Here is a 26,741-nt window from a genome sequence, read left to right as displayed (position 1 = left end):
CCGACGGGGTGTGGCCCGCCGTGCCCGGCGCAGGGATCAAGCCTGACCGCCCGGAGCCGGGCACGGCGGGCCACACCCCCACCACGACGCACCGCAACCACCCCACGCACCACCATCCGCCGCCGCCGCCGCCGCCGAAAAAACCAACCACGGTGATCACGCCGAACCCAGCCACGGCAACCCGCGCTCAAGCCAGCCACGGCAGCCCGCGCTCACCGCCGTACAAAAAGCACGAAAAACATCCCGATGACGCCCCGCCGCCCGCGACACCGGCGAAACCGCGATCCCCAGCGGCCCGACCTGGGGTTACCCTGACAGCATGCAGGCCCTCTCCCCCGCTCCGACCCGCGCGGCCCATCTGGCCCGTCCGGGCCGGCCCGCCGTGGTGGCCCGCACCCTCACCGAGCTGACCGGCCCCACCCGTGGCGTGGTGGAGCTGCCGGTGCGGCTGATGTGGAACTCCGACCGCACCTTCGACCTGGGCGATCCGGACGAACTGCTCTGGATGTACGAGAACGTGCTGCGCGAGACCACCCGCGCAGAGGATCTCCGGCTGCTCATCAACGGGCGCACGCTGCGCCGGGTGTGGCGGCTGCTCAACCTGCCCCGGGGCGTACGCCAGGCGTGGGAGAGCCACCACCGGGGGCTACGTACGGCGTGAGCACCGCCCACCCGCACGAGTTCTACCGCGAGGTGGCCCGGGTGGCCCTGTCCGCTGCCGGGCCGTACCGGTTCGTGCTCGGCGGCGGGGTGGCCTGGGCCGCGCACGGGCTGGTGACCCGCCCGACGGAGGACGTGGACCTGTTCGCGGACGTGGAGGGGGCCGCCGCAGCGGCGGCGGACGGGGTGCGGACGGCACTGGAGCGGGCCGGGTTCGAGGTGACCGACGCCGACCCCGACAGCGAGCTGGCCGAGCTGTTCGACGGCTTCGACCGGGACCTGAGGGACTTCGTGGTGAGCCGGGACGGGCGGCTCATCCGGCTCAGCCTGGCCCGCCTCGACCGGCACCGGAGCCCGGTGGTGATGGACCTCGGCCCGGTGATGGACGTGCGGGACCTGATGGCGAACAAGACCGCCGCCCTGGTCAACCGCCGTGAGGTCCGGGACTACATCGACGTCGCGGCGGCCCTGGAACACCACGACGTGGCCGAACTGCTGGACCTGGCCCGCCAGCTCGACCCGGCCCTGGACGAGGACGACGTCCGGGCCGCCGGCCGCTACCTGGACCGCCTGCCCGACCGCCGGTTCGCCCGCTACGGCCTGGACCCCGCCGCCGTAGCCCAAATCCGTACCCGCCTAACCCCCTGGCCCCGCTGACCCCACCCCACCCTCTCCCCCGCACCCTGTCCCCCCGCACCCCGCACGCCCCGCCCCTCTCGCGCGTCGATCATGCACTTGTGGTGTGCGGGAAGTGCTGATCCTTCCCTTTTGCGGGGCACCACAAGTGCATGATCGACGCGGGTCAACGCGGGCGGGGCGGCGCGGGGCGGGGTTACTTTGTGGGGCGGCCGCCCGTTACGCCGAGGATCTCGCCGGTGACGTAGCTGGATTCCTGGGAGGCGAAGAAGACGTACGCGGGGGCCAGCTCCGCCGGCTGGCCGGGGCGTCCCTCCGGGGTGTCCTGGCCGAACTTCTCGACCTTCTCGTTCGGCATCGTCGCCGGGATCAGCGGCGTCCAGATCGGGCCCGGCGCCACCGCGTTCACCCGGATGCCCCGCTCGGCCAGGTCGGCGGCGAGCGCCTTGGTGAAGTTGGCGATCCCCGCCTTGGTGGTGGCGTAGTCCAGCAGCTGCGGCGAGGGGTCGAACGCCTGGATCGACGAGGTGTTGATGATCGCCGAGCCCTCGGACATGTGCGGCACGGCCGCCCGGCAGAGCCAGAACATCGCGTACAGGTTGGTCTTCAGCACCCGGTCGAACTGCTCGTCGCTGATACCGAGGATGCCCTTGTCCTGTGCCATCTGGTAGGCCGCGTTGTTCACCAGGATGTCGATCCCGCCGAGGTCGCGCAGGGCCCGTTCGACCAGCTCCTGGCAGTGTCCCTCGTCGGTGATGTCGCCGCGTACCGCGATGCCCTTGCGGCCGGCCTCCTCGACCAGCCGGACGGTCTCCCGGGCGTCGGCGTCCTCCTCGTCGCTGAGGTAGGAGATGAGCACGTCGGCGCCCTCCCGGGCGTACGCGATGGCGATCGCGCGGCCGATGCCGGAGTCACCACCGGTGATCAACGCCCGCCGGCCGTCGAGCTTGCCGCTGCCACGGTACGACTCCTCGCCGTGGTCCGGCTTCGGGGTCATCTCCTCCGTCGAGCCGGGCGGCGTCTGCTGCTGCTTCGGTTGTCCCTCCTGCTGGCCGTACTGGCTGGTGGGGTCCTGCTGGGTGTGCTGGTCCTCGCTCACCGACGTCTCCTCGCGCACCGGTCGGGTCTGGGGTCTCCCACGCCCTACCCTGCGGCGGCAAGCGGAAACGGCCGTCGCCGTGTTACATGACCAGGCCCCTGCGCGCCGGTGTGATGAAACACCTCGGGCGGCTGTGGCAGGAGTGACCGACGCTCGTTTATGGTGCGCTCGGCGCTCACCGGGCGTCCCGAACCCCCATGGAAGGGCACCTCATGACCTCTCCCTCCGGCCCGTCGCGTCGGACGGTGCTCGCCGCCGCGGCCGCGGCGGCGAGCGTCCCGCTGATCGCCGCCACCCCCGCCCAGGCGGCCGGCCCGGCCCGGTCGCGGACCTGGGACCTGACGATCCTCGGCACCTCGGACACCCACGGCAACGTCTACAACTGGGACTACTACTCCGACGCCGAGTACGACGACAGCAAGCACAACGACGTGGGCGTCGCCAAGCTGGCCGCTCTCGTCAAGCAGATCCGCGCCGCTCGGCGCGGCAAGGCGACGCTGGTGCTCGACGCCGGCGACACCATCCAGGGCACCCCGCTGGCCACCTTCTACGCCAAGCAGGAGCCCATCACCACCACCGGCGCGACGCACCCGATGGCCAACGCCATGAACGTGCTCGGCTACGACGCCGTGACGCTGGGCAACCACGAGTTCAACTACGGCCTGCCGCTGCTGGCGAAGTGGATCTCGCAGCTGGGCTTCCCGGCGCTGGCCGCCAACGCCGTCAACGTCGCCACCGGCAAGCCGGCCTTCCTGCCGTACGTCATCAAGAAGGTCGACGTCGGCTTCGCCGCGCCGCCGCTGCGCGTCGGCATCCTCGGCCTGACCAACCCCGGCAGCGCGATCTGGGACCGCGCCAACGTCGAGGGCAAGCTGCGGTTCGACGACATGATCGCCACCGCCGCGACGTACGTGCCGATCATGCGGGCGCGCGGCGCCGACATCGTGCTGATCTCCGCTCACGGCGGCGACAGCGGCACCTCCAGCTACGGCCCGGAGCTGCCGATCGAGAACCCGACGGCGCTGATCGCCCAGCAGGTCCCCGGCATCGACGCGATCCTGTTCGGCCACGCCCACGCCGAGGTCGCCGAGAAGTTCGTGACCAACGAGCGTACCGGCGAGCAGGTGCTGCTCACCGAGCCGTCGAAGTGGGGCCAGCGGCTGAGCCGGATGGACTTCACCCTGGCCCGCGAGCGGGGCCGCTGGAAGATCACCAAGAAGGCCGCCGCCCTGTTGAACACCAACACCGTGGTCGAGGACCCGAAGGTCCTCGCCGCCGTACGGGCGCAGCACCAGAAGACCGTCGCCTACGTCAACCAGGTCGTGGCCCGCTCCACCGTGGAGCTGTCGGCGGCGGAGAGCCGCTACAGGGACACCCCCATCCTGGACTTCATCAACCACGTGCAGACCGAGGTCGTCGGTCAGGCCCTGGCCGGCACGGCGTACGCGGACCTGCCGGTGCTGTCGATCGCGGCACCGTTCAGCCGCACCGCGGTCTTCCCCGCCGGCGACGTGAAGATCCGCGACGTGGCCGGGCTGTACGTCTTCGACAACACCCTCGAGGCGGTCGTGCTCAGCGGCGCGGAGGTGCGCGCCTACCTGGAGTACTCGGCGAAGTACTTCCGGACCCTCGCCCCCGGCGCCCCGGTCGACCCGGCGACGATCAGCGACCCGGCCGTGCCGGACTACAACTACGACGTCTTCTCCGGCCTGGACTACGACATCGACATCTCCAGGCCGGTGGGGCAGCGGGTCACCCGCCTGGTGCTGCCCGGCACCGACACGCCGGTGGCGGACAACGCGCAGTTCGTGGTGGCGGTCAACAACTACCGGCGCAGCGGCGGCGGCAACTTCCCAGGCATCGTGAAGACCCAGGTCTACAACGCGCAGCAGGAGATCCGGCAGCTGCTGATCGACTGGGCGCAGGCCAAGGGCACCATCGACCCGGCGGACTTCTTCCAGCCGAACTGGCGGCTGGTGCGCGAGGGCGTGCCGGTCTTCTGATCCCCGCATCACCGGACGGGCCGTGGGCTGATCGCCTGCGGCACGACGGCCCCGACGGCACGACGGCACGACGGCCCCGGCGGCACGACGGCCCGGCGGCACGACGGCACGACGGCCCGGCGGCACGACGGCACGACGGCCCGGTGCCACGTAGGCGACGTGGCACCGGGCCGGCCTCGCGAGCTGGGTCAGCGTCGTTCGCGGCCGGTGACCCGACGGCCGATCTCCAGGCGCGGCCAGTCGGCGAGGTCCCGCAGCAGCTGCCGGTCGTGCGTGGCGACCACGACGGCGGCGCTCGTGGCGCGGATCGCCTCGGTCAACTCGTCGACCAGCGCCGACGACAGGTGGTTGGTCGGCTCGTCGAGCAGGATCAGCCCAGGCCGCCCGGCCAGCGCCAACGCCAGGTCGAGACGCCGCTGCTGCCCCTGCGACATCCGCCCGACCGGGGTGCGCATCGCATCGGAGTCCAGCAGCCCGAGCGCCCCGAGCGGGACGGCCTCGGCGTCGCGGAGCGCCCCGCGGGCCACCAGCCGCCCTACGTGGCGGGCGTGGACCTCGCGGGCGGTGCGGCCGGGGTCGTGCGGGGCGGTCTCCTGGTCGATCAGGGCGATCCGTGCCTCCTTCGCCCTCCAGACGCGCCCGCCCGTGGGCTGGAGCGCGCCGGCCAGCACCGCGAGCAGCGTGGACTTCCCGGCACCGTTCGCCCCGGTGACCAGCAACCGGTCGCCGCCGTCGAGGGTGAGGTCGACCGGGTCGGCCAGGCGCCCGTCGACGGCGACGCCGTACGCCCGCAACTGTGGCGCACCCCGCCGGACGCTCAGGTCGGGCCACCGCAGGGTCGGCGGCGGCTCCGGCACGTCGATCCGGTGCGCCTGGAGGGCATCCTGCTGGCGGTGCAGAGCCTGCACGACGCCCGGCGCGCGGGACTGGCGCTGGTGCTTACCGGTCCCCTTGTCGGGCCGCCAGCCGGTGGAGAGCCGGTCGCGGGCCCTGGACACCGCGTTCTGCAGCCGCTGGTGCTCGGCCTGCTGCTCCTCGTAGTCCTGCTCCCAGGACTCACGTTCGCGGCGCCGGGCGTCCTGCCAGGCGTCGTAGCCGCCGGCGTACAGGCGCGGCGTCCCGTCGCGGGTCGGGTCGAGGTCGAGGAACCGGTCCGCGACGTCGCGCAGCAGCGCCCGGTCGTGGCTGACGACGGCGAGGCCGCCGTCGTGCTCGCGCAGCCTGCGGGTCAGGAAGTCCAGCCCGTCGGCGTCGAGGTGGTTGGTCGGCTCGTCGAGCAGCAGCACGTCGTGCCGCGCGCCGAGCAGGCACGCCAGCCGTACCCGGTAGCGCTGCCCGACGGAGAGCTCCGACAACGCCCGGTCGCGGTCCGTGCACGCGCCCAGGGCCTCCAGGGCCACATCGATGCGGCGCTCGGCGTCCCACGCGTCGAGCCCCGTGGCGGCCTCCAGCGCGACGGCGTAGCGGTCCCCGGCGCCGGGATCGCCCGCCGCCACGGCGAGCGACGCCTCGTCCAACGCGGCGAGGGCCGCCAACGACGCGGCCAGCGCCTCGGACGTCAGGGTGCCGACGGTCTCGCCGTCACGCGCGGACAGCTCCTGCCGGGCCAGGCCGATCGTGCCCGCCCGGTGCACGGTGCCCTCGTCGGGCGGGATGAGGCCGGCGAGAACGTGCAGCAGCGTCGTCTTGCCGCGGCCGTTCTCGCCGACGACGGCGATCCGGGACCGGGCGGAGACAGTCACCGACACGTCGTCGAGGACCCGTCGGGAGCCGCGGACGACGGCGACGCCGTTGGCGCGGACGTGCGCGACGCCGCCCGCCGTGACGGGCAGGGACAGGGTTTCGGGGGTCGGGGCGAGGTTCAAGGGTGCTCCGCAGCTCGTGGTGGAGCCGGGCAGCAGCAAGCGGCCGCCCGGCGGGAACCGGGACGGCGAGCGCGGATTCAGCAGAGAGCAGGCGCCGCCGTCAGCGGGCGGAGCGGACCTTCTGCGACCAGATACCTCGTGCCATGACGGCCAGGCTAGCAGCGCGGGCGCGCCCGCTCGGCCGGATTTCACCCCGTCGGGCGGGCCGTAGGAAGAACCGGCAGGAACGACGAGGGAGCTGGGCCCCGTTCCTCATGCCCCGTGCCGCAGGTCCCACCGGTCGCACTCGTCGCCCGGATCCGGCTGGTCCCGCCGCGGATCGGTCTCCGTCAGCGCCGTCCGCTCCTCCGGGCGGACCGCGGGCGGCAGCTCGCCGAAGCGCACGTGCCGCAGGAAGTCGTACTCGTCGTCGGTGAACGCCGGTCCGGAGCGGTCTTCTGCCATGACTTCTCTCCCTCGACGTCATCATTGTGTGCGGTGGTGACGTCGGACACTACCGTTAAGGCATCCTAGGATCCTGGGCGAAAGACCAGGGCCGGTGCCGTGTGGCGCGTGTCGGCAGGCCGGGCGGCGTGCCGACACGCGCCAGGCGGCGTGGACATGCGCCTCCGTGGCCGGGTTCAGAAGGTGCGGCCACGGACGTGGGCCGCCGTGGCCGGGTTCAGAAGGTGCGGCCACGGACGTGGGCCGCCGTGGCCGGGTTCAGCCGACCTGCGGCCGGTCCAGCAGCGCCAGCACCGCCCGGACCGGGGCGCGACGCAGCGTCTCGTCGAAGCTCGCCCGGCCCTGGCAGAACCGTACGAACATCCGCCAGCCCGGCGGCGTGGCCAACAACGCGTGGAAGACCCCCGGCCGACGGGCGAACACGTCGAGCAGCCGGTGCCCGGCGCGCATCGACGGCACCAGGTCCCGGGTGACCGCGCGCTCGTAGCCCGCCAGGTCACCGGCGGCGACCGCCGCGCCGGCCAGTTCGCCGGACCGCAGGGCGTAGCTGATCCCCTCCCGGCTCCACGGCTCCAGCAGCCCCGCAGCGTCGCCCGCGACCAGGACCCGGCCCCGACGCAGCGGCGAGTCCTCGGCCCGGCAACGGGTCAGGTGGCCGGAGTCGTGCGCCGGCTCCACCCCGGTGAGACCCAGCCGGTCGACAAAACCGCGCAGGTAGGCCCTGGTCCGCTCCCCCTCGCCCCGGGCGGCGATCACCCCCACCGTCAGCCGGTCGCCCTTCGGGAAGACCCAGGCGTACGAGCCGGGCAGCGGACCCCAGTCCAGCAGGAGACGGCCCCGCCAGCGGGTCTGCTCCTCCGGCGGCACGGGCAGCTCCAGCTCCAGCCCCAGGTCCACCTGCCGGTGGCGGACCCCCACGTGCCGGGCGGTCACCCCCGAGGAGCCGTCCGCCCCGACCACCGCCCGCGCGTGGACCGTGTCCCCGTCTGCCAGCCTCAGGCGTACGACGTCGGGGTCCTGCTCGACCGCGCGGACCGCGACGCGCTCGCGCACCTCGGCACCGGCGGCGACCGCGGCGGCCCGCAGCCGGTCGTCGAACTCCTCCCGGCGCACCATGCTCACCAGCGGCCCGCCGGGATGGCGGCGGGTGAACCGGCGACGCCCGTCCCGGGTGAACGTCACACGGTCGACCCGGTCGTGCGCGGGCACCTCGATCCGGCCGGCCACCGCCGCGAGCGAGGTGCCGATCAGCCCGCCCCCGCAGGTCTTGTAACGCGGGTGCGCGGCGCGCTCCACCACCAGTGTGCGCACGCCCGCTCGGGCGGCGGCGTGGGCGGCGGAGAGCCCGGCGGGGCCGGCGCCGACGACGGCGAGATCCCAGACGATCACTGGTGCAGCCTAGGGCAAGCCACGGCCCGCGGCTCCGACGGCGCGGCGAGCACGTGCAGCCTGGCCAGCGCCTGCCGGGGCGCCTTCGGCCAGAGCGCGGCCACCGGCACCGCCCGATCGGGTGGGCATCTTCGCCCGTCCACCGGGTAATCGCGCGACGTGACCGCCCGCGCAGGGGCGGGACAGGCGAAGGAGGAAAGGCCATGCGGCAGGTGCAGCTGTCGGATGTCGAGGAGCGGGTGTACGACGCGGTCGCCGCGCTGGAGGCCCGGGGACAGGTGCCGTACCCGGACCTGATCGCCGAGGAGGCCGGTCTCACCGAGGAGCAGCTGCGGGCGCCGCTGCACCAGCTCACCGAGAAGAACCTGTTGCACCGGGAGGACTCGCCGATGGCCGGGCTGGACTTCGGTCCCCGGTTCTGCGCCCGCCAGATGGCGTGAGCCGCCGAGCGCCTCGCGATGGTTCGCCTCCCGGGGACCGGGGTAGCGCTCGACGATGCCCGAAGACCGGTCCACGGGAGGCGCGATGAGCCCGACCGACACGACCGCGCCGCCGGACGACCGGCGCCGCTGGCAGGCCCTCGGGGTCGGGCTGGTCGCCGCCTTCATGACGCTGCTCGACGTGAGCATCGTCAACGTCGCCGTCCCGTCCATCGACCGCGCCCTCGGGGCCTCCCCGAGCGACCTGCAGTGGGTGCTCTCCGGGTACGCCCTGACGTTCGGGCTGGTGCTGGTCTCCGCCGGCCGCTTCGGCGACGCGCGCGGCCGGCGGAGCGCGTTCGTCTTCGGGATCGCCCTGTTCACCCTGGCCAGTGCGCTGGCCGGGCTGGCCGCCTCGCCCGGGTGGCTGATCGCGGCCCGGCTGCTCCAGGGCGCCGCCGCCGGGGTGGTGAACCCGCAGGTCACCGGGCTCATCCAGGAGCTCTTCCAGGGGCCGGAGCGGGGTCGCCCGTTCGGGCTGCTCGGTGCCACCATCGGCATCTCCACGGCCGTCGGCCCGCTGCTCGGCGGCCTGCTGATCGCCGTGGGCGGCGAGGCGCACGGCTGGCGGTGGGTGTTCTTCGTCAACGTGCCCGTCGGCATCCTCGCGGTGGTCCTCGGCTGGCGGCTGCTCCCCGGCCGACCCGCCGGCCCACGCGACCACCGGCGGCTGGACCCCGTCGGGGTGCTGCTGCTCGGCGTGGGGGTGCTGGCCGTGCTGTTGCCGCTGGTGCAGCAGGAATGGCGGAGCCCGGCGAAGTGGCTGCTCGTTCCGGCGGGGCTGCTCGCCCTGGCCGGCTTCGGGGCGTGGGAACGGTGGTACGGCCGCCGCCAGGAGCCGCTGTTCGACCTGGGGCTGTTCGGCTTCCGGTCGTACGCCCTGGGATCGCTCATCGCGCTGGTCTACTTCGGCGGCTTCACGGCGATCTTCTTCATCTTCACGCTCTACCTGCAGAACGGCCTCGGCTACAGCGCGCTGGTCGCCGGCCTGGCCATCACCCCGTTCGCGCTGGGCTCGGCCGCGGCGTCCGCGCTCGGCGGCCGGATCGTCGACCGCTTCGGGCGCCCCCTGGTCGCGGTCGGGCTGCTCACCGTGGTGGTGGGACTCGTCGCGGTGGTCGTCGTGCTGAACCTGGCCCCGAGGGGCGCCGCCGTGCCGTGGCTGACGGCGGCCCCCCTGCTGGTGGCCGGGCTGGGCAGCGGTCTGGTGATCGCGCCGAACCAGACGCTGACCCTGTCCCAGGTGCCGGTGCGGCAGGCGGGCAGCGGGGCCGGCATGCTCCAGACCGGCCAGCGGATCGGTTCCGCCGCCGGGATCGCCGCCGTCGGCTCGGTCTTCTTCTCCTCGCTGGCCGCCAGCGGCGGGGACTTCTCGCTCGCGTTCCGGCACTCGCTGCTGCTGGCCGCCGGGGTGATCGCGCTCGCGCTGGTCGCGGCCCTGGTCGGCGTCGCCTACGGCCACCGCCGGTGACGGCGGTGGCCAGCAGTTCCAGCCGGGCGTCGAGCCAGCCCTGGGCCAGCTGCCACGACGGCCGACGCCCCCGGCCAGCACCCGCCGGCGGGACGCCAGGTCGCCGCGCTCGCCCCGCTCCGCCACCCGTCACCGTGGCCCGACATGCGTCTGGCCGGCACCCCGAGGTGGGGTGCCGGCCAGCGGCGATCCGTCTACTGCTGTCAGCTGTTCCAGTGCTCGGCCACCAGGTCGGCGGCCATCTGCTCCCACTGGGCGTAGTGGTCCGGGTACGCCGACACCTGCACCGTCTGCGCGGCCTTCGTCAGCGGCATGTCCTGCCACCCGTCGACCTGCTTCAGGCCCTTCAGGAACGCGGTGGTGGAGTACTCGGGGTCGGTGATCTGCTCGACCGTGCCCCACCCGCTGGAGGGGCGCTGCTGGAACAGGCCCTGCGAGTCGTGGTCGTTGCGGTCACCGAGGTGACCCAGGTTCTCCAGCTTCGACTCCTGCAGTGCGGTCGCGATCGACACCACCGCGGCCCGCTCGTCCATGCCGGCCTTCTTCGTCGCCGCGATGATCGCCTTCACGTTCGCCACCTGCTCATCCGACAGGTCGATACGCGACTGCGCACCCTGCACCCCATGCGGCACCAGCTTGCCCATGTCCGGCTTGTCGGCCTGCACCGCAACCGCCGTGATCGGCGAGCCCGCCTCGACCTCGACACCGGAGTTGGCGTGGTTCAGCGGACCGGCAGCCAGACCACCGGCGACCGCCAGGCCAGCGATACCAAGAACGCTCTTACGCATGATCGTGTTCATCGGAAACGCTCCATTCGGGGGTCGGCACCCACACCGAGGGGGATCGGCTCACGCGGGTGCAAGCACCGTCCGGCGCTCATGAACTCACGGGGGATCTCCAGCGGAAACTGGAGAGGATCTCCGACGATCAAGCCGGAGGGAAGATCAGATCGGCCGTGCCGGCCGTGTGTCCGACCCGTGCGGGCCGGAAAGTGGGCCGGGCTGTCGTGCGGGGCGGGGGTTGCCCTCGCGTCGGCCGGACCATGTGTAACCACCGCCGGCCCGCCATCATTCCGGGGCCGGGCCCGCCATCTGTCGGGGCGGCGTGACCTCAGCGGGGTGGCCTTGCTCGGTCGTACGCATGGTGTAACGACCCCGCCCCGGCCACGATTCCGCCCCCACGATGTCCCCGGTCACACGCCTAGACCGGACATCTCGTCACTGGACGGTCCAGACGACCACAGACCGGGTCCGCAGCGAGCGTACCGATGGTCACGCCCGCCGCGACGGAGCCCTTATCCGGACTCCGGGGCATGAACCGGACGGCCCATGCACGGGACGCTTCATCGGCGCCTGCGGAGACCTTGGCAGATTCGGGCCCCTGGCGGGCCCTGTTCCTTCCAAGATCGGTTGATGGCCGGCGGCGGGAGGTGCAGCTGCGCTCGACCTCGCAGTGGAAAGTGACCACCTGGCCGCGCGACGCATTCGAGCCCCCACCAGGATCGGCGAGTGGCCGGCCGGTCCCCACCGCCGGACAGCCCCACGAGTACCGCCGCGCGCCGGAGGCGCAGCGGACGGATCTGAGCAGGGACGCCGGCGACCCGGTCACCGGTGGAACACCATGGGTGTCTCGCGGCCCCGGTGACACCCATGGTGTTCCACCGGTGGGCCTCGGACGGCGGCGCGCGCCCGGGCTGGGAGGTGGTCTCGTGAACGGGGCAGCTCGACAGGGACACAGGCTGGTCACGGCGACGAGACGCTGCACCGGCTGCGGGCGAACAGCGGACCGGATGACGGCGGCTTGGACCGACAGCGGACCGGACGAGGGCGTCGTCAGCATGAACGCGACAGCGGTCCGGATCACGGCGGCGGCGTGGACGCGACCGGTCGGCCCCCGAGGCGAGGGCCGGCCGGTGTCACGCGGGTGTCACCAGAGCTGGGAGACGATGTCCGCCGCCTGCTCCTCCCACTGCGCGTACGCGAAGGGGTAGGCCGAGACCTGCACCGTCTGCGCGGCGGAGGTCAGCGGCAGGTCCTGCCAGCCGCCCACGTTCTTGAGCGCGCTGAAGAACGCCTGCGAGGCGTACTCGGGGTCGGTGATCTGGTCGGGCGAACCCCAGCCCGACGACGGACGCTGCTGGAACAGGCCCTGCGAGTCGTGGTCGTTGTACGCGCCCAGGTGGCCGAGGTTGTAGAGCTTCGACTCCTGCAGCGAGGTGGCGATCCCGATCACGGCGCCCCGCTCCCCCACGCCGGTCTCCTTGGCCTCCTCGATGATGGCCTTGGCGTTGGCCAGCTGCGCGTCGTCGAGCGGGATGCGCGACTGGGCGCCCTGCACGCCGTGTGGGACCAGTTCCTCGCGGCTGGGCTTGTCGGCGGACGGCTTGGTGGTGGTACCGCCCGTGGTCAGGGCCGACTCCTCGGCCGCGCCCGGCCTGCCCTTGCCGGTGGCCTGCTCGATCGCCGCCACGGCACCCTCGTGGGGCACGGAGGTGACCGGGGCGGCCACGGCCGTCGGCCCGAGGGCCAGGCCGCCGAGGGCGGCGACACCCACCACGCTCAGCGCGACCTTGCGGTTCGAGTCCTTCGAGTCCTTCGCAATGGCCGGGAGCCATCGAGTGAAGTCGTACTTCACGATGGTTGCCCTTTCGGTCAGGCGAAGCGCTCCCTGGATGAGCACTCCTTCGGGGGAAACTTCCGCGCCGGACGGGGTTTCGGTTCCGGCGGTACGGGGGACACAACCAGCCCGCTCTGTCGGTCATTCCGGATATGAGCGGGTACCGATCGACTGTGACCCGGGTCACTCGACACTCGTGACGGGCCCGGCCCGTCCGCGCCCCCGGCGATCGCAACGTCCGGGGGCCATCGGCCTAGGCGGCGTAGGGGGCGCCGAAGCGCACGAGGACGTGCCAGAGCTGCTTGAGGTGTTGGAGGGTGACCTGCGTCGGCCCACGGTCGGCCCAGCGGGCCGGCTCCGTGACCACCGAGACCGCCGCGCGGCCGATCAGGGCGGCGTCGACCAGTTCGCCCGGCCGGGCGAACTCGGCGTGCACCCGGGCGGCCAGCGGCGGGATGGCCGGCCCCCGGAACTCCGCGTCGATCCGGTCGACGGGCAGCGCGAACCCGGCATGCCAGCACAGGGCGAAGCCGTGCCGCCGGGCGAGCGCGGCGAGCGTCGCCCCGGTCCCGGTGCCTCGGAAGGACGGGTCGACGACCAGCGCCTCCACGTCCCGGGCGAGGCTCAGCTCGCCGTGGACCTGCGCCTCGATGTAGTCGTCGAGCGCACGGCCCGCCGCGCCGGGGGCCCACGCGGCGTCCTCGCGCCGGCGCAGCAGCGCCCGGGTCAGGGTCACCACGTCGCCCGGAACGCCGAGGCTGACCCCGGTGCCGTCGGTCGCGGCCAGCAGGGCCGCCAGCACCGGTTCGAAGACGTCCACGGTGCCCAGGTCGCGGGGCCCGAGGTGGCTGTCGCCGAAGCAGAACGTGGCCCGCGCCAGCACCTGCGGACGCAGCCGCAGGTGGCAGGAGCCGAACCGGGGGCACGCGCCGTCCGGGTGGTCGAGCAGGTTCAGGCCGCCGTACTTCGGCCGGTCGGCGGGGCGTACGCCGGCCGTCTGGTAGGCGCCGCCGAAGAGCGACTCCTCCCAACGGTCCCGGTCGCCGCCGAGGAAGGCCGTCAGGCCGCCGTTGGAGATGCCGGTCTCGAACTGGCTGCGGTAGACGCCCTCGGCGGTGAGGGCGTCGGCGACCGTACGCCCGTCGGCGAGCAGCCGGTCCGGGTGGAAGTTCAGGGTGAGCCGCCCGTTCGCGCCGACCGCCGCGATCAGGTGCTCCGGCCCGTGGGCGACACCCGAGCCGGCGAGCGCCCGGGCGATCGCGGCCAGGGCGGCGGGGCGCTCGCGCAGCGCCGCCTCGCGTACGTGGGCGAGGGCGGCGCGTTGGGCGGGGGTGAGTGCCGGCGCCGTGTGCGTGGCGGCCGGTTCGGTGGTGGGTCGCACGGCGACGAATCTCCCTCACCAGCGGGCCGGGACGCACCCCGTTTTCGGTGCCGGAGGGCGAGGCGTCGCGGCTGTCGTCCCACCCTCGAAGGGCGCACCCGGCAGTCGCCACCGCACGAGCGATCGTGACCCGTGGTCACGGCCGTGGGCGGGCGGTGCCCGGCCCGTGCCGGCCCGGATGGGCGGCGGCGTTCACCCGGTGGGCCGGCACCCGGACCGGCGATTACAGTGGGACCCGAAGCGGAAGGCGACGGATGACTGGTGGTGCGGTGGTCGAGCAGGTGCCCCGCCGGATGGTCGCGTGGTGCCGCCACCACCGGCGGCCGCGCGAGACCGGGTCCGCCACCATTCTGGGACAGCCGGCGTGACCGGGGCGCGGCACGCGCAGGCGGCGGGCGCCTTCGTGCACGAGGGGCTCTTCTACCGCGATCGGGAGGGTCTGCTCGCGGGCACGGTGCCGTTCATCACCGACGGTCTGGCCGCCGGGGAGCCGGTGCTGGTCGCGATGCCCGGCGCGAACCTGCGGCTGGTCCGCGACGCCGTCGGCCCCACGGACGCGGTGCGCTGGGCGGACATGTCGGAGGCCGGCCGGAACCCGGGACGGATCATCCCCTGGGTGTTGCAGGCGTTCATCGACCAGCACGCCGGCCGCCGCGCGCGGATCATCGGCGAGCCGATCTGGGCCGGGCGCAGCGACACGGAGTATCCGGCGTGCGCCCAGCACGAGGCGCTGATCAACATGGCGTTCGCCGGCCGCGAGGCGACCATCCTCTGCCCGTACGACGTCGCCGGGCTCGACGCCGACGTGCTCGCCGACGCGTACGCCACGCACCCGATCCTCGTCGACGACGCCGGGCGACGGCCGAGTGCCCATTACGCCCCGGCGGACGTGGTCGCCCGCTACAACGAGCCCCTGGCGAGCCCGACGGAGCCCGTTTCGGCGCTGGTCTACGAGGTCGACACGCTGTCCTCGGTGCGCCGGTTCGTGGCCGGGCACGGCGCGGCCGTGGGGCTGGACGAGGACCGGCTGGCCGATCTTCAGATCGCGGTGACCGAGCTGGCGACGAACAGCGTCGCGCACGCCGGCGGCACCGGCGTGCTGCGCGTGTGGCGTACCGCCGAGCACCTGGTCTGCGAGATCCGCGACGACGGCTGGCTGGCCGACCCGCTGGCCGGGCGGCTGACCCCGGCCGCGAACGGCATCGGCGGCCGGGGGCTGGTCATCGTGCAGGCGCTGTGCGACCTGGTCCGCGTGCACACCACCGCCGCCGGGACGACCGTCCGGATGTACGTGCGGCACCCGGCGTGACCCTGCGCTCGACGGCGTCACCCCGGAAGGTGACCGGGAGAGCGCCGGCGTGACCGCACGCGGCGGCGCCGGCCGCGGCGCGGGCCCCGGACAGTCGCTGAGCGGCTGTCCGGGGCCGCTGGCAGGGGTCAGTGCCCGCGGGCCAGCCACTCGTCGAGGTGGGGAGCCTCCGCCCCGACGGTGGTGCTCTCCCCGTGCCCGGTGTGCACGACCGTCTCCGGCGGGAGGGTGAGCAGCCGGTCCCGGATCGAGGCGACGATCGTGCCGAAGTCGCTGTACGAGCGTCCCGTCGCCCCCGGCCCGCCGGCGAAGAGCGTGTCGCCGGTGAACACGACGCCGAGCTGCGGCGCGTGGAAGCTGCACGCGCCGGGGCTGTGGCCGGGCGTGTGCAGGACGGTCAGCGCGGTCCCGGCCACCTCGACGGTCTGCCCGTCGCGCAGCTCCCCGCCCGGCGCCTCGTCGGGGTGCACCATGTCCCACAGCACCCGGTCGGCGGGGTGCAGCAGCACCGGGGCGCCGGTGGCCCTCGCCAGCGCCGGGGCCACCCGGACGTGGTCGTCGTGCGCGTGGGTGGCGAGGATCGCCCGGACCCGTCGGTCGCCGACGGCGGCGAGGATCGCGTCGACGTCGTGCGGGGCGTCGACGACGACGCACTCGGCGTCGTCGCCGACCACCCACACGTTGTTGTCGACGTCGAAGGTCTGGCCGTCGAGGGAGAACGTGCCGGAGGTGACGGCGTGGTCGACGCGGGCCGCCATCAGAGGACCACCACCGAGCGCAGCACGTCGCCCCGGTGCATCCGGGCGAACGCCTCCTCGACCTGGTCGAGGGCGATCTCCTCGGTGACGAAGGCGTCCAGGTCGAGCCGGCCCTGCAGGTAGAGCTCGGTGAGCATGGGGAAGTCGCGACTGGGCAGGCAGTCGCCGTACCAGCTCGACTTGAGCGCGCCGCCGCGGCCGAAGACGTCGAGCAGGGGCAGGTCGACGGTCATCTCCGGGGTCGGCACGCCGACCAGCACGACGGTGCCGGCCAGGTCGCGGGCGTAGAAGGCCTGCTTCCAGGTCTCGGGGCGGCCTACCGCGTCGATCACCACGTCGGCGCCGAAGCCGCCGGTGGCGGCGCGGATCGCCTCGACCGGGTCGTCGTCGCGGGCGTTGACGGTGTGCGTGGCCCCGAACTTGCGGGCCCAGTCGAGCTTGCGGGGGTCGGTGTCCACCGCGACGATCGTCGTCGCGCCGGCCAGCACGGCGCCCGCCACCGCCGCGTCGCCGACGCCGCCGCAGCCGATCACGGCCACCGAGTCGCCCCGGGTGACCCCGCCGGTGTTCATGGCGGCGCCGAGACCGGCCATCACGCCGCAGCCGAGCAGTCCGACGGCGGCGGGCCGGGCGGCCGGGTCGACCTTGGTGCACTGCCCGGCGTGGACCAGGGTCTTCTCCGCGAAGGCGCCGATGCCCAGCGCGGGCGTGAGCTCGGTGCCGTCGGTGAGGGTCATCTTCCGCGCCGCGTTGTGGGTGGCGAAGCAGTACCACGGGCGGCCCCGGCGGCAGGCGCGGCACACGCCGCATACGGCCCGCCAGTTGAGCACCACGAAGTCGCCCGGCGCGACGCCGTCGACGCCCTCGCCGACCTGCTCGACGACGCCGGCGGCCTCGTGGCCGAGCAGGAACGGGTAGTCGTCGTTGATGCCGCCCTCCCGGTAGTGCAGGTCGGTGTGGCAGACCCCGCAGGACTGGATCCGTACGATCGCCTCGCCCGGCCCCGGGTCGGGCAGCACGATCGTGGTCACCTCGACCGGCGCGCCCTTGCTGCGGGAGATGACTCCCCTGACCTCCTGGCTCACGTTTCCTCCTGCTCCACGCCGACGCGTCGCGCCGCCGTCCGTCGGTGCCCTGACGCGGCACCCGATCACGTTCCTCGGGCCGAACCTACTCCCGATCGTCGCGGACGACCGGGGCCGTCGGGCGGTTATCGCGGGCGGCGAGGGGTAGGCGGGGGCACGGTTCGACGCTCGGACGGGAGTGCGCCATGAGGATCAGCCATCTGCCGCTGCGGGTCAGCATCGGCGCGTTCGTCCTCAACTCGGGGATCGGCAAGCGGTCGCTGGAGGGGGAGGCCGCGCAGAGCGTGCACGGGATGGCCGTCGGCGCCGTCCCGCAGCTCGGCAAGCTCGATCCGGACCGGTTCGCCCGGCTGCTCTCCCGGGCCGAGATCGCCCTGGGCGCCGCGCTGCTCGCGCCGTTCGTCCCGTCGGCGCTGGCCGGTCTGGGGCTGGCGGCGTTCGGCGCGGGCCTGGTGCAGCTCTACCTGAGGACGCCGGGGATGCGCGAGGCGGGCAGCATGCGGCCCACCCAGCAGGGCATCGGCCTGGCCAAGGACGTCTGGCTGCTCGGGGCCGGCCTGACCCTGGTGCTGGACGACCTCACCCACGGCCGACGGCGGCGCTGAGGCCCCGGCGCCGGCGGCCTCCTGCACCCCACGGGCCGCGACTGCGCCGGAGACGCGCCCCGGCCCGGGAGGGCGGGGGGCGCCACCCGGGGGCGGTGCGGCGGGTCAGGTCGGCGTCGCGGCGGGGGTCCGCGCGGCGAGCTCGCGGCGGGCCGCGTTGCGGTAGCGCAGGACCTGGACCGCGCCGAGCGCCCAGAGGACGTACTGCACGGCGAAGGCCCACCGGAAGGCGGTCAGGTCCGGGGTGGCCCGACCGGCCGGGGTGGCCAGGTCGAGCACCACGCCGACGGCCAGCACCAGCACGATCGAGGCGACGAAGCCGCCGACGTTGACGACCCCGGTGGCGCTGCCGATCCGGTTGACCGGGTTGAAGCTGCGCGCGTAGTCGAAGCCGATGAGGGAGGCCGGGCCGTTGACCGCGAGCACCAGCACCAGCGTGACCAGCAGCCAGCCCGGCGCGCGTCCCGGCCAGGCCAGCACGACGGCCCAGACCACGGCGGTGGCGCCGGTGATCGCGAAGACCAGCACCGAGCGGTGGAACGGGTGCCGGGCGCAGAGGTGCGCCACCACCGGCCCGGTCAGCAGCATGGCCGCGGTCATCAGGGTGAGCAGCGACGCCGCCCTGGTCGGGCTGAGCCCCTGCCCCTGCACCAGGAACGGGTAGCCCCAGAGCAGGGCGAACACGGCGCCGGAGAACTGGGTGACGAAGTGCGTCCAGAGCCCCAGCCGGGTGCCCGGCTGGGCCCACGCGGCGGCGAGTTCCCGGCGGACGTCGGTGAGGGTGGGCGCCGCGCCGGCCGGGACCGGCCCGCCCGGGGTGTCCCGGACGGCGACGACGACCATCAGCAGCACGGTCGCCCCGACCGCCCCGGCGGTGAGGAAGGCCGGCGTCCAGCCCGCCGAGTGCAGCAGGGCCACCAGCGGTACGGCGCCGAGGATCGCCCCGAGCTGGCCGAGCGTGCCGGTGAGCTGGGTCATCATCGCGTAGCGCCGCCCCGGGAACCACAGCGCCACGATGCGCAGCACGCTGATGAACGTCATGGCGTCGCCGAGCCCGATCAGCACGCGGGCGGCGATCGCCAGGGGCACGTCGGTGGCCAGGGCGAAGCAGAGCTGGCCGGCGACCATCAGCGCGCCGCCGGCGATGAGCAGCCGGCGGGACCCGAACCGGTCGAGCAGTACGCCGACCGGGACCTGCATCGCCGCGTACACGGCGAGCTGGGCGACGGAGAAGGTGGCCAGCGCCGAGGCGTTGACCTCGAAGCGGTGTGCCGCGTCGACGCCGGTGACGCCGAGTGAGCTGCGGTGGAACACGGCGGCCACGTACGCGGACACGGCCACGCCCCAGACGAGGCCGCCCGCCGAGCGGAGCGGGGCGGGCGGCGCGGTCAGCACCCTCACCGCAGGGCCCGCAGCACGGCCGCCGCGTTGTCGATGTGCGCGGCGACGGCGGCGAGCCAGCGCCCGGGGTCGTCGGAGTCGAGCGCGGCGAGCTGGTCGGTGTGCTCGGTCAGCGCCGTCTCGGCCCAGCCGGGCGAGAGCCGGAAGCTGGCCTCCCCCATCCGCAGCTGCCGGTCGCGCAGCCGCTGGTACAGCTCGGCGAGGATCTCGTTGCCGGCGGCGTCCACGACGGTGGCGTGGAACGCCCGGTCGGCCTGCATCAGCGCGGCCAGGTCACCGGCGGCGTGCGCGTCCCGCATCTCGGCCAGCCGGGCGGCGACGGGGAGGGATGCGTCATGTATCTATCGTGGGCCCCGCCTGCTCGGCGCGTCCCGCGCCCCCGCCGGGGGTGGCGCGGGCCACCGTCAGCGGGGGTGGAGCGTCAGCAGCCCGTCGCCGTCGACGGTGAACCCGCGCGCGAAGGGTGGGCCGAAGCCGCCGAGCAGCCCCGCCAGCCAGCCGGCCTCGTCGGGCGCGGCCCGCTCCAGCCGCATCCGGCGCATCCGTACCGGGGCCGCCCGCAGGCGCCGCAGCGCCCCGGTGGCGGCGTCGAGGGTCGGCAGCCAGAGCAGCCGCAGCTCCGGGCGGTACGCCTCCCGCCCGCCGATGCCCTCGTAGTCGTCGACCAGGTCGCCGCAGCCGTAGAGGACCAGCCGGTCGCGGTACACCTCGACGGGGCGGGGATGGTGCGACGAGTGGCCGTGCACCACGTCCACGCCGGCGTCGACCAGCCGGTGGGCGAAGTCGACGTGCGCGGGCGGCACCTCGTACCCCCAGTTGGTGCCCCAGTGCACGGAGACCAGCACCCGGTCCCCCGGCCCGGCCACGGCGGCGATCCGTCCGGCCAGCGCGTCCGCCGAGGCGACCGAGACCTCCGGCAGGTACGCCACCCCGGGCGACCCGGCGGTGGCCGCCCAGGGCGGGGGCACCCCGCTGGACGGTACGGCCACCGACCAGACGAGCAGCCGACCGGCCCGGCCGAGCGGCACCCGGGCGGGCCGCCAGGCCGACGCCGCGTCCCGGCCGGCGCCGGCGGTGGCGATGCCGGCGCCGGCCAGCGCGTCGAGGGTGTCGGTGAGCCCGACCGGGCCGAAGTCGAGGCTGTGGTTGTTGGCCAGGGCGCAGACGTCGAGCCGGGCCGCGGCGAGGCAGGACAGGTTCCCCGGGTGCATCCGGTAGTGGATGGCCTTGGCCGGGGCGTGCTCGCCCCGGCCGGTCACCGCGGTCTCCAGGTTGACCACGCGGGCGTCGGGCCGCAGCTCGTCGAGCAGGTGCAGCGCCTCGCCCCACGGCCAGGCCGGCGGCGCCGGGCGCGGAACCGGCCCGTTGGCGACCCGGGCGAGGTCGACGTAGTCGCGGGCGTCGCGTACCGCCGGTTCGCGCAGCTCGGGCGGGCCGGGCGCGGGCAGGGTCGCGTCCATGCCCCGACCGGTCATCACGTCGCCGCCGAGGAAGAGGGTCAGCTCGGGCACCGGGCCCGCTTTCCCCGTCGCGCCGCCGGCTCACCTGCCGGCGGCGTCCGCGTCGGCCTCGGCCCAGAAGTCGACGAGCAGGCGGTGGAACTCCTCGGCGCACTCGATCTGCGGCATGTGCCCGCAGTCGGCGAACAGGTGGGTGCGGGCGCGCGGCAGCCGGGACCGGGCGGCGTCGAGGTGCGCCGCCGGCAGGATCAGGTCCCGGTCGCCCCAGACGACCAGGGTGGGCACGTCGAGCCGTTCCACCTCGGCCAGCAGGTCCTCGCGCCACTGCGGGCTCACACCCCGGAAGGTGCCGAGGCTGCGCGCGGTCTCCAGCATCACCCGGGCGGCGTACGGCTGGCGGGCGACCGCCAGGGCGTGCGCGACGCGTTCGGCGGTGGCGAGGGCCGGGTCGTGGAAGAGCGACAACTCGGCGCGGCGGGCGGCCCAGCGGGTGGGCCGCAGCAGCAGCCGGCCCAGCGGGCGCAGCGCCAGCAGCCGCAGCGCGATGGTCACCTCCCGGCCGAAGCCGGCGCTGTTGACCAGCGTCAGGCTGGCCACCCGGGCCGGCTCGGACGCCGCGAGGCGCATGGCGACGGCGCCGCCGAGGGAGTTGCCGACCACGTGCGCCGGCTCCTCGACGCCGACGGCGTCGAGGTAGTGGGCGGCGAACTCGCCCAGCGCCGGCAGGGTGCAGGGGCGGGCCATCGGCAGCGAACCGCCGTAGCCGGGCAGGTCGACGCTGTGCACCCGGAACCGCGCGGCGAGCAGTTCGTGCAGCTCGGTGAAGTCGCGCAGGGTGCGGCCGATGCCGTGCAGCAGCAGCACCGGCGGCCCGTCGCCGTCGACGCGGTGGCACACCCGCCGGCCGTCCACGCTCACGTGCCGGCGTCCGGCCGGGGCGCTCACGCCGGTCCTCCGGCCGGGTCGGCCGCCGGGGGCGCCTCGGGCTGCGGCTGCGCCGGGCCGGGCGATCCGGTGGTGAGCCGGCGGGTGGCGTCGCCCGCGACGCGGTCGAGCGCGAAGGCCAGGACCCGCTGGTACGACACGGGCGCCACCCGGGCCAGCAGGTCGGGCAGCTTCGCCGACCAGCCGATCAGCACCCGGCCCCGGCGGCGGTGCACCCCGCGCAGGATCACCTCGGCGGCCCGGGCGGGGTCGATGGTCAGCAGCTTCTCGAACTGCCGGCGGCCGGTCTCGAACTCCTCGGCGGGCACGCCGGCGCCCACCCGGGCGTTCTGCGCGATCCGGGTGCGGATGCCCCCCGGATGCACGCAGGTCACCCCGATCCCCTCGCCGGCCAGCTCCTGGCGCAGCGCCTCGGTGAAGCCGCGGACGGCGAACTTGCTGGCCGCGTAGGCGGTCTGCCCGGCCGGGGCGATGAGGCCGAAGAGGCTGGAGACGTTGACCAGGTGCGCGCCCGGCTCGACCCGCAGGGTGGGCAGCAGGGCGTGGGTCAGCTGCGCCACGGCCCGGAAGTTGACGTCGACGACCCAGCTGAACTCGTCCAGGCTCACCTGGTCGAACCGGCCGCCCAGCGCCACCCCCGCGTTGTTGACCAGCAGCCGCAGCACCGGGTGCCGCCGCCTGATCTCCTCCGCCACCCGCGCGGTGGCGGCGGCGTCGGCCAGGTCGACCACGTAGGCGGTGAGCTGCCGGTCGGGGTGCGCGGCGCGGACCGCCGCGACGACGGCGTCGAGGCGCCCGGCGTCGCGGTCGACCAGCACCAGGTCGCTGCCCCGGCGGGCCAGCCCGTGTACGAGGGCCTCGCCGATCCCGCTGGCGGCGCCGGTCACCACGGCCGTGCCGCCATTGAAGACGAACCTACGCACGGGCGGTCCTCCTTTCCGGTGTGCCGGCGCGGGAGAACCGCACGCCGGGGTCGGTGAGCCGGCCGTGCCGCATCAGCAGGACGTCCCGGGGATAGTTCTGGTGCAGCCGCCACGGCGCCCGGGCGCCCTGCTTGGGCAGGGCGTCGACGCTGCGCAGCACGTAGCCGGCCGTCAGGTCGATGATCGGCTCCAGCTCGCCGTCGGGCGGCGGCAGCGGGGTGACGACCTGCTGGCCGGTGCGGTCCAGGTGCCGCAGCAGCCGGCAGACGTAGGTGGCGACCAGGTCGGCCTTCAGCGTCCACGAGGCGTTGGTGTAGCCGAGGGTCATCGCGAAGTTCGGCACCCCGGAGAGCATCATCCCCTTGTAGGCGACGGTGTCGGGCAGCTCCACCTCGGCGCCGTCCACGGTCAGCGTCATGCCGCCGAGGGCGAGCAGGTTGAGCCCGGTGGCGGTGACGACGACGTCCGCGGCCAGTTCCTCGCCGGAGGCGAGCCGGACGCCCCGCTCCGTGAAGGTGTCGACGGTGTCGGTGACCACCGACGCCGTCCCCCGGGCCACCGCGGTGAACAGGTCGCCGTCGGGCACCACACACAGCCGCTGGTCCCAGGGGTCGTAGCGGGGCGAGAAGTGCCGGTCGACGTCGTAGCCGGCCGGCAGCCTGCCCCGGGCGGCGCGCAGCAGCAGCCGCCGGACCACCGCGGGCGCCCGCCGGCTGAGCTGGAAGTTGGCGGTGGAGAGCAGGACGTTCTTCCAGCGCACCACCGGATACGCGGCCTTGGCGGGCAGCCAGCGCCGCAGCGCGTCGGCCAGCACGTCGCGCGACGGCAGCGCCAGGACGTACGTGGGTGAGCGCTGGAGCATGGTGACGTGGGCGGCCCGCTCGGCCATCGCCGGCACCAGGGTCACGGCGGTGGCGCCGCTGCCGATCACCACGACCCGCTTGCCGGTGTGGTCGAGGTCGGCAGGCCAGTGCTGCGGGTGCACGATGCGCCCCGCGAACCGCTCGGTGCCGGGGAACCCCGGGGTGTACCCGGCGTCGTAGCGGTAGTAGCCGGCGCAGGTGAACAGGAAGGAACAGGTCAGCGCGACCGTCTCGCCGGTGTCGTCGCGCTGGGCGTGCACCGTCCAGCGGGCGCTCGCGCTGTCCCAGTCGGCCCGCAGCACCCGGTGCCGGAAGCGGATGTGGTCGGTGACGCCGTACTCGTCGGCGGTGCGGCGGACGTAGTCGCGGATCGAGTCGCCGTCGGCGATGGCCTTCGGGTCGGTCCACGGCTTGAAGGAGTAGCCGAGGGTGAACATGTCGGAGTCCGACCGGACGCCGGGATAACGGAACAGGTCCCAGGTGCCGCCGATCGCGTCGCGGGACTCCAGCACCGCGTACGTCTTCTCCGGGCAGTGGCGGCGCAGGTGGCAGGCGGCACCCACGCCGGACAGGCCGGCGCCGACGATGAGCACGTCGACGTGTTCGGTGGCCATCTCGTCTCCGTCCGCCGGTGTGACCGGACACTAGCCACGGCTGTCGAGGCTCGTCAACACCCTGTCGAGTTGGATCGACACAGCGTTGATCCGGTGTAGAGTCACCGGGCATGACACCCGCCCGTACGGCCACCGGGAACGCGACCGGGCGCGGACGGCGCGCGGCGCGCTCCGTCGGCGACGAGCGGGAGCTGGCCATCCTGGCGACCGCCGAGCGGCTGCTGGGGCAGCGGGCCTTCGCCGACATCTCCATCGACGACCTGGCGCGCGGGGCGGGCATCTCCCGGCCCACCTTCTACTTCTACTTCCCGGCCAAGGACGCGGTGCTGCTGACGCTGCTGGACCGGGTCATCGAGGAGGCCGACGCCGCCGCCGGGAACGTGCTGGAGCGGCTGGCCGAGGACCCGCCGGCGCGCTGGCGGGAGCTGATCGACCGGTTCCACGAGACGTTCGGCGCACACCGCGCGGTGGTGCTGGCCTGCGCCCAGGTGCGCGGCACCAACGCCGAGGTGCGCCGACTGTGGGCAACCGTGCTGGAGCGCTGGGTGCACGCGATCGAGACCGCGATCGTGGCCGAGCGGCGGCGCGGGGCGGCCCCCGACGGCGTGCCGGCCCGCGACCTCGCCATCGCGCTCAACTCGATGAACGAACGCGTCTGGTACGCCACCTTCGCCGGCGACGGGCCGGCGGTGGCGGAGCGCGACGTGGTCGACGTGCTGCGCGACGTGTGGCTGGCGGCGATCTACCGCGGCACCGCTCCCCCGCCGCCCTGACCACGCCGGCCCGGCCGCGCCAGCGCCCACAGCAACGGCACGGCGACCAGGCCCAGCAGGCCCCAGGGGTAACGGGCCGCCTCGACGGTGAAGGCGACCGGCCCGCCGGACGGCTCGATCCGGCCGTGCAGTTCGTGCGGGCCCACGACGGTCGCGTCGGTCGGAACGCGGATCCGGTACTCCCGGGTCTGCCCGGCCCCGATCGTGCCGAGCGGCGGGGCGTCGACGAGCGTGTGCACCCGACCGGGGCGGCCGAACAGCAGCGCGAACGGCGGGTCGACCGCGTCGGTGGGGCCGACGTTGCGCAGGGTGAGGTCCACGGTCAGGTCTCCCGGCACGCCGAACCAGCCCGGCACCCCGGACCGGTCGGCGGCGCGCAGCCCGGCGACGACCAGTTCCGCGGCGCCGACCGGCGCGGGGGCGGGCGGCGCGCTCACGCCGGTCAGCGGCAGGTCGACGCTGGCCCGGGTGCCGCCGGTGGGCGTGCGGGCCCGCACCAGGCAGGGGCAGCCGACCGGCGGGGCGGCGAGCAGCACCGGCAGGGTGGCCGCGCCCGACGACGGCACCTGTCCGTGCCCGGCCCTGCTGGTCGCGCAGTCGAGCGCGCCGCGTCGTCCCCCGTTGCCGCAGACCTCGATCTGCACGGTGCCGGCCGGCCAGCCGCTGAGGGTGACCAGGATCTGGTCGCCGGCCCGGAACGTGCCGGCCGGCACGGCGATCCGCGGCGCCGCCGGTGCGACGGCGGGCGCGGACGTGGGGGCGACGGCGGGCGCGGGCACCGGGGAGGCCAGCGCGAGCAGCGCGGCGGCGACCGGCAGGAGCCGGGTCACGGCGCGCCGCCCGCCGGGCCGGCGGCCGGGCGGGTGGCGGGTGAGCCGGCCGGGCGGGCCGGATCCGCCGCCGCGTCCCGCGCGGACCCCTCCCCGGCGCCGCGCTCGGCGAGGGTGCGGCGGCGCAGCCGGACGGCCAGCCAGCCGGCCGGCACGGCCAGCGCGGCGAGCAGCAGCCACGGCGGCGCCCACGTGCTCGCGGAGCGCAGCACCGGCGGCAGCGCCGCGTCCACGGTGGTCGGCGCCAGGTCGACCTCGGCGGTCAGCCGGAGCGCGGGCGGCACGCCGGTGACCCGCTCGGTGACGGTGAAGACCCCGCCGGGCAGCAGCTCGGGCAGGTCCACCGGCGCGGTACGGGCCAGCCGCCACCCGAACGGCCCCTCGACGGCCACCGTGCCGGTTCCGCCGAGGCGCACGTTGCCGGTGTTGCGTACGCGGTAGCTGACCACGGCGTCGCCGCCGCCGGCCGGATTGATCGGATTGTCGTAGCTGACGCTGACCGACTCGATCGCGACGGCGGGGCGGACGTCGCCGTCCACCCGGAGGTAGACCCGCGCGGCCAGCCGTTGGTCCACCCGGACCTGCTGCCCGTCGGCGGTGGTGCGGGCCTGGGTGATGGCGGCTATCACCCCGCCCGCGTGGTCGCCCGGGGTGGCGTTGGCGGGCACGCTCAGCCGGAACGGGATGTCGGCGCGACGTCCGGGGGCGATCGTCCAGGTGCGCTTGTCGAAGCGGACCCAGGAGCCGACGTCGGTGGCCGCCCGGTCGGCGGGCAGCAGGGCGAAGGCCCCGTCGGCGGTGGTGTAGGCGTCGGTGCCGTACACCTGGAAGGTCAGCGGCCGGTCGCTCAGGTTGGTGACGCCGACGTGGTCGGTCAGGGTGCTGCCGGGGGCCAGGTCGTAGATGAAGTAGTTGCGTCCGGTCGGGCCGTCCGGCCCGGACGGCTGCACCGCCCACCGTGTCGCGGCGGGGCCGGGCGCCACCGGGGCGGGCGTCGGCGCGGCCGGTGTGCCGGGCGGCGTGGGCGCGGCGACGGCCGCCGCCGGCCCCGCCGCGAGCAGCGCGGCGACGAGCGTGACGCAGGTCCGGGACAGGAGGGTGACGAGGGACATGCCGGGCTCCGGGTGGGTGG

25 protein-coding genes are annotated in these 26,741 nt (G+C 74.7%); 8 read left to right on the top strand and 17 right to left on the bottom strand.

Annotation, left to right across the window (positions count from 1 at the left end; all coding sequences use genetic code 11):
• Nucleotides 1–319 precede the first annotated feature (319 nt).
• Nucleotides 320–661, top strand: a complete 342-nt coding sequence (locus tag EV374_RS25930) for a hypothetical protein (RefSeq protein ID WP_132239731.1) — start codon at nucleotides 320–322, stop codon at nucleotides 659–661.
• On the top strand, nucleotides 658–1,317 hold the full coding sequence (locus tag EV374_RS25925) for a nucleotidyl transferase AbiEii/AbiGii toxin family protein (RefSeq protein ID WP_486485965.1): 660 nt from the start codon (nucleotides 658–660) through the stop codon (nucleotides 1,315–1,317). Before EV374_RS25930 ends, EV374_RS25925 begins: the two co-directional genes overlap by 4 nt.
• Nucleotides 1,318–1,492: 175 nt before the next feature.
• On the opposite strand, the gene EV374_RS25920 is transcribed toward EV374_RS25925, so the two are convergent.
• On the bottom strand, nucleotides 1,493–2,395 hold the full coding sequence (locus EV374_RS25920) for an SDR family oxidoreductase (protein ID WP_132239727.1): 903 nt from the start codon (nucleotides 2,393–2,395) through the stop codon (nucleotides 1,493–1,495).
• A gap of 212 nt (nucleotides 2,396–2,607) precedes the next feature.
• On the opposite strand from EV374_RS25920, the gene EV374_RS25915 reads away from it, so the two are divergent.
• The gene (locus EV374_RS25915) at nucleotides 2,608–4,398 is read left to right on the top strand and encodes a 5'-nucleotidase C-terminal domain-containing protein (protein ID WP_132239725.1); all 1,791 of its coding nucleotides are present in this window, start codon (nucleotides 2,608–2,610) and stop codon (nucleotides 4,396–4,398) included.
• Between the two features lie 188 nt (nucleotides 4,399–4,586).
• Here EV374_RS25915 and EV374_RS25905 read toward each other — a convergent pair whose 3' ends face one another.
• The 3 genes from EV374_RS25905 to EV374_RS25895 all read right to left on the bottom strand — a co-directional run bounded on the left by EV374_RS25905 (nucleotide 4,587) and on the right by EV374_RS25895 (nucleotide 8,096).
• Nucleotides 4,587–6,263: an ABC-F family ATP-binding cassette domain-containing protein gene (locus tag EV374_RS25905; RefSeq protein ID WP_132239723.1), complete on the bottom strand. Its 1,677-nt coding sequence runs from the start codon at nucleotides 6,261–6,263 to the stop codon at nucleotides 4,587–4,589.
• 252 nt (nucleotides 6,264–6,515) lie between these two features.
• Nucleotides 6,516–6,707, bottom strand: a complete 192-nt coding sequence (locus tag EV374_RS25900; protein WP_132239721.1) for a hypothetical protein — start codon at nucleotides 6,705–6,707, stop codon at nucleotides 6,516–6,518.
• A gap of 258 nt (nucleotides 6,708–6,965) precedes the next feature.
• Nucleotides 6,966–8,096: a geranylgeranyl reductase family protein gene (locus EV374_RS25895; RefSeq protein ID WP_132239719.1), complete on the bottom strand. Its 1,131-nt coding sequence runs from the start codon at nucleotides 8,094–8,096 to the stop codon at nucleotides 6,966–6,968.
• Between the two features lie 203 nt (nucleotides 8,097–8,299).
• Between EV374_RS25895 and EV374_RS25890 the strand changes: the two genes are divergently transcribed.
• Both EV374_RS25890 and EV374_RS25885 read left to right on the top strand, forming a co-directional pair.
• The gene (locus EV374_RS25890; RefSeq protein ID WP_132239717.1) at nucleotides 8,300–8,536 is read left to right on the top strand and encodes a hypothetical protein; all 237 of its coding nucleotides are present in this window, start codon (nucleotides 8,300–8,302) and stop codon (nucleotides 8,534–8,536) included.
• Between the two features lie 85 nt (nucleotides 8,537–8,621).
• A complete protein-coding gene (locus EV374_RS25885) occupies nucleotides 8,622–10,046 on the top strand; it encodes an MFS transporter (protein WP_132239715.1) in 1,425 nt (474 codons plus the stop codon).
• Nucleotides 10,047–10,249: 203 nt separating this feature from the next.
• On the opposite strand, the gene EV374_RS25880 is transcribed toward EV374_RS25885, so the two are convergent.
• The 3 genes from EV374_RS25880 to EV374_RS25870 form a co-directional block, all read right to left on the bottom strand.
• Nucleotides 10,250–10,846, bottom strand: coding sequence for a hypothetical protein (locus EV374_RS25880; protein ID WP_132239713.1), 597 nt, complete (start codon nucleotides 10,844–10,846; stop codon nucleotides 10,250–10,252).
• Nucleotides 10,847–11,972: 1,126 nt separating this feature from the next.
• Nucleotides 11,973–12,680: a hypothetical protein gene (locus tag EV374_RS25875; RefSeq protein ID WP_132239711.1), complete on the bottom strand. Its 708-nt coding sequence runs from the start codon at nucleotides 12,678–12,680 to the stop codon at nucleotides 11,973–11,975.
• A gap of 235 nt (nucleotides 12,681–12,915) precedes the next feature.
• Entirely contained in the window at nucleotides 12,916–14,043 is a 1,128-nt protein-coding gene (locus tag EV374_RS25870; RefSeq protein ID WP_132239709.1) for a DUF3626 domain-containing protein, read from the bottom strand.
• 364 nt (nucleotides 14,044–14,407) lie between these two features.
• Here EV374_RS25870 and EV374_RS25865 point away from each other — a divergent pair, with 364 nt between their 5' ends.
• A complete protein-coding gene (locus EV374_RS25865; protein ID WP_486485964.1) occupies nucleotides 14,408–15,352 on the top strand; it encodes a sensor histidine kinase in 945 nt (314 codons plus the stop codon).
• 128 nt (nucleotides 15,353–15,480) lie between these two features.
• Here the strand turns inward: EV374_RS25865 and EV374_RS25860 are convergent, their stop codons facing one another.
• Complete coding sequence (locus EV374_RS25860; protein WP_132239708.1) at nucleotides 15,481–16,110, bottom strand: MBL fold metallo-hydrolase; 630 nt, start codon at nucleotides 16,108–16,110, stop codon at nucleotides 15,481–15,483.
• Nucleotides 16,110–17,195, bottom strand: a complete 1,086-nt coding sequence (locus EV374_RS25855; protein ID WP_132239707.1) for an S-(hydroxymethyl)mycothiol dehydrogenase — start codon at nucleotides 17,193–17,195, stop codon at nucleotides 16,110–16,112. The genes EV374_RS25860 and EV374_RS25855 overlap by 1 nt, the downstream gene beginning before the upstream one ends.
• 185 nt (nucleotides 17,196–17,380) lie before the next feature.
• On the opposite strand from EV374_RS25855, the gene EV374_RS25850 reads away from it, so the two are divergent.
• On the top strand, nucleotides 17,381–17,800 hold the full coding sequence (locus tag EV374_RS25850; protein WP_132239706.1) for a hypothetical protein: 420 nt from the start codon (nucleotides 17,381–17,383) through the stop codon (nucleotides 17,798–17,800).
• Nucleotides 17,801–17,905: 105 nt separating this feature from the next.
• Here the strand turns inward: EV374_RS25850 and EV374_RS25845 are convergent, their stop codons facing one another.
• From EV374_RS25845 to EV374_RS25820, 6 genes are all read right to left on the bottom strand, one after another.
• Entirely contained in the window at nucleotides 17,906–19,201 is a 1,296-nt protein-coding gene (locus EV374_RS25845) for an MFS transporter (protein ID WP_486485963.1), read from the bottom strand.
• The gene (locus EV374_RS25840; RefSeq protein WP_486485967.1) at nucleotides 19,198–19,509 is read right to left on the bottom strand and encodes an FCD domain-containing protein; all 312 of its coding nucleotides are present in this window, start codon (nucleotides 19,507–19,509) and stop codon (nucleotides 19,198–19,200) included. The genes EV374_RS25845 and EV374_RS25840 overlap by 4 nt, the downstream gene beginning before the upstream one ends.
• 96 nt (nucleotides 19,510–19,605) lie before the next feature.
• Entirely contained in the window at nucleotides 19,606–20,712 is a 1,107-nt protein-coding gene (locus EV374_RS25835) for a CapA family protein (protein ID WP_207914555.1), read from the bottom strand.
• Nucleotides 20,713–20,742: 30 nt separating this feature from the next.
• Entirely contained in the window at nucleotides 20,743–21,606 is an 864-nt protein-coding gene (locus tag EV374_RS25830) for an alpha/beta fold hydrolase (RefSeq protein WP_132239705.1), read from the bottom strand.
• Complete coding sequence (locus EV374_RS25825; protein WP_132239704.1) at nucleotides 21,603–22,529, bottom strand: SDR family oxidoreductase; 927 nt, start codon at nucleotides 22,527–22,529, stop codon at nucleotides 21,603–21,605. Before EV374_RS25825 ends, EV374_RS25830 begins: the two co-directional genes overlap by 4 nt.
• Nucleotides 22,522–24,006, bottom strand: coding sequence for a flavin-containing monooxygenase (locus EV374_RS25820; RefSeq protein ID WP_132239703.1), 1,485 nt, complete (start codon nucleotides 24,004–24,006; stop codon nucleotides 22,522–22,524). The genes EV374_RS25825 and EV374_RS25820 overlap by 8 nt, the downstream gene beginning before the upstream one ends.
• Nucleotides 24,007–24,116: 110 nt before the next feature.
• Here EV374_RS25820 and EV374_RS25815 point away from each other — a divergent pair, with 110 nt between their 5' ends.
• The gene (locus EV374_RS25815) at nucleotides 24,117–24,779 is read left to right on the top strand and encodes a TetR/AcrR family transcriptional regulator (RefSeq protein ID WP_132239702.1); all 663 of its coding nucleotides are present in this window, start codon (nucleotides 24,117–24,119) and stop codon (nucleotides 24,777–24,779) included.
• On the opposite strand, the gene EV374_RS25810 is transcribed toward EV374_RS25815, so the two are convergent.
• Both EV374_RS25810 and EV374_RS25805 read right to left on the bottom strand, forming a co-directional pair.
• On the bottom strand, nucleotides 24,749–25,609 hold the full coding sequence (locus EV374_RS25810) for a hypothetical protein (protein WP_132239701.1): 861 nt from the start codon (nucleotides 25,607–25,609) through the stop codon (nucleotides 24,749–24,751). The two genes, EV374_RS25815 and EV374_RS25810, sit on opposite strands and share 31 nt — an antisense overlap.
• Nucleotides 25,606–26,721: a WxL protein peptidoglycan domain-containing protein gene (locus tag EV374_RS25805; RefSeq protein ID WP_132239700.1), complete on the bottom strand. Its 1,116-nt coding sequence runs from the start codon at nucleotides 26,719–26,721 to the stop codon at nucleotides 25,606–25,608. The genes EV374_RS25810 and EV374_RS25805 overlap by 4 nt, the downstream gene beginning before the upstream one ends.
• Nucleotides 26,722–26,741 lie beyond the last annotated feature (20 nt).

This window comes from Micromonospora sp. CNZ303 (genome assembly GCF_004345505.1).
The sequence above is the reverse complement of the archived record's forward strand: the minus strand, read 5'-3'. Positions and strand labels throughout refer to the sequence as shown.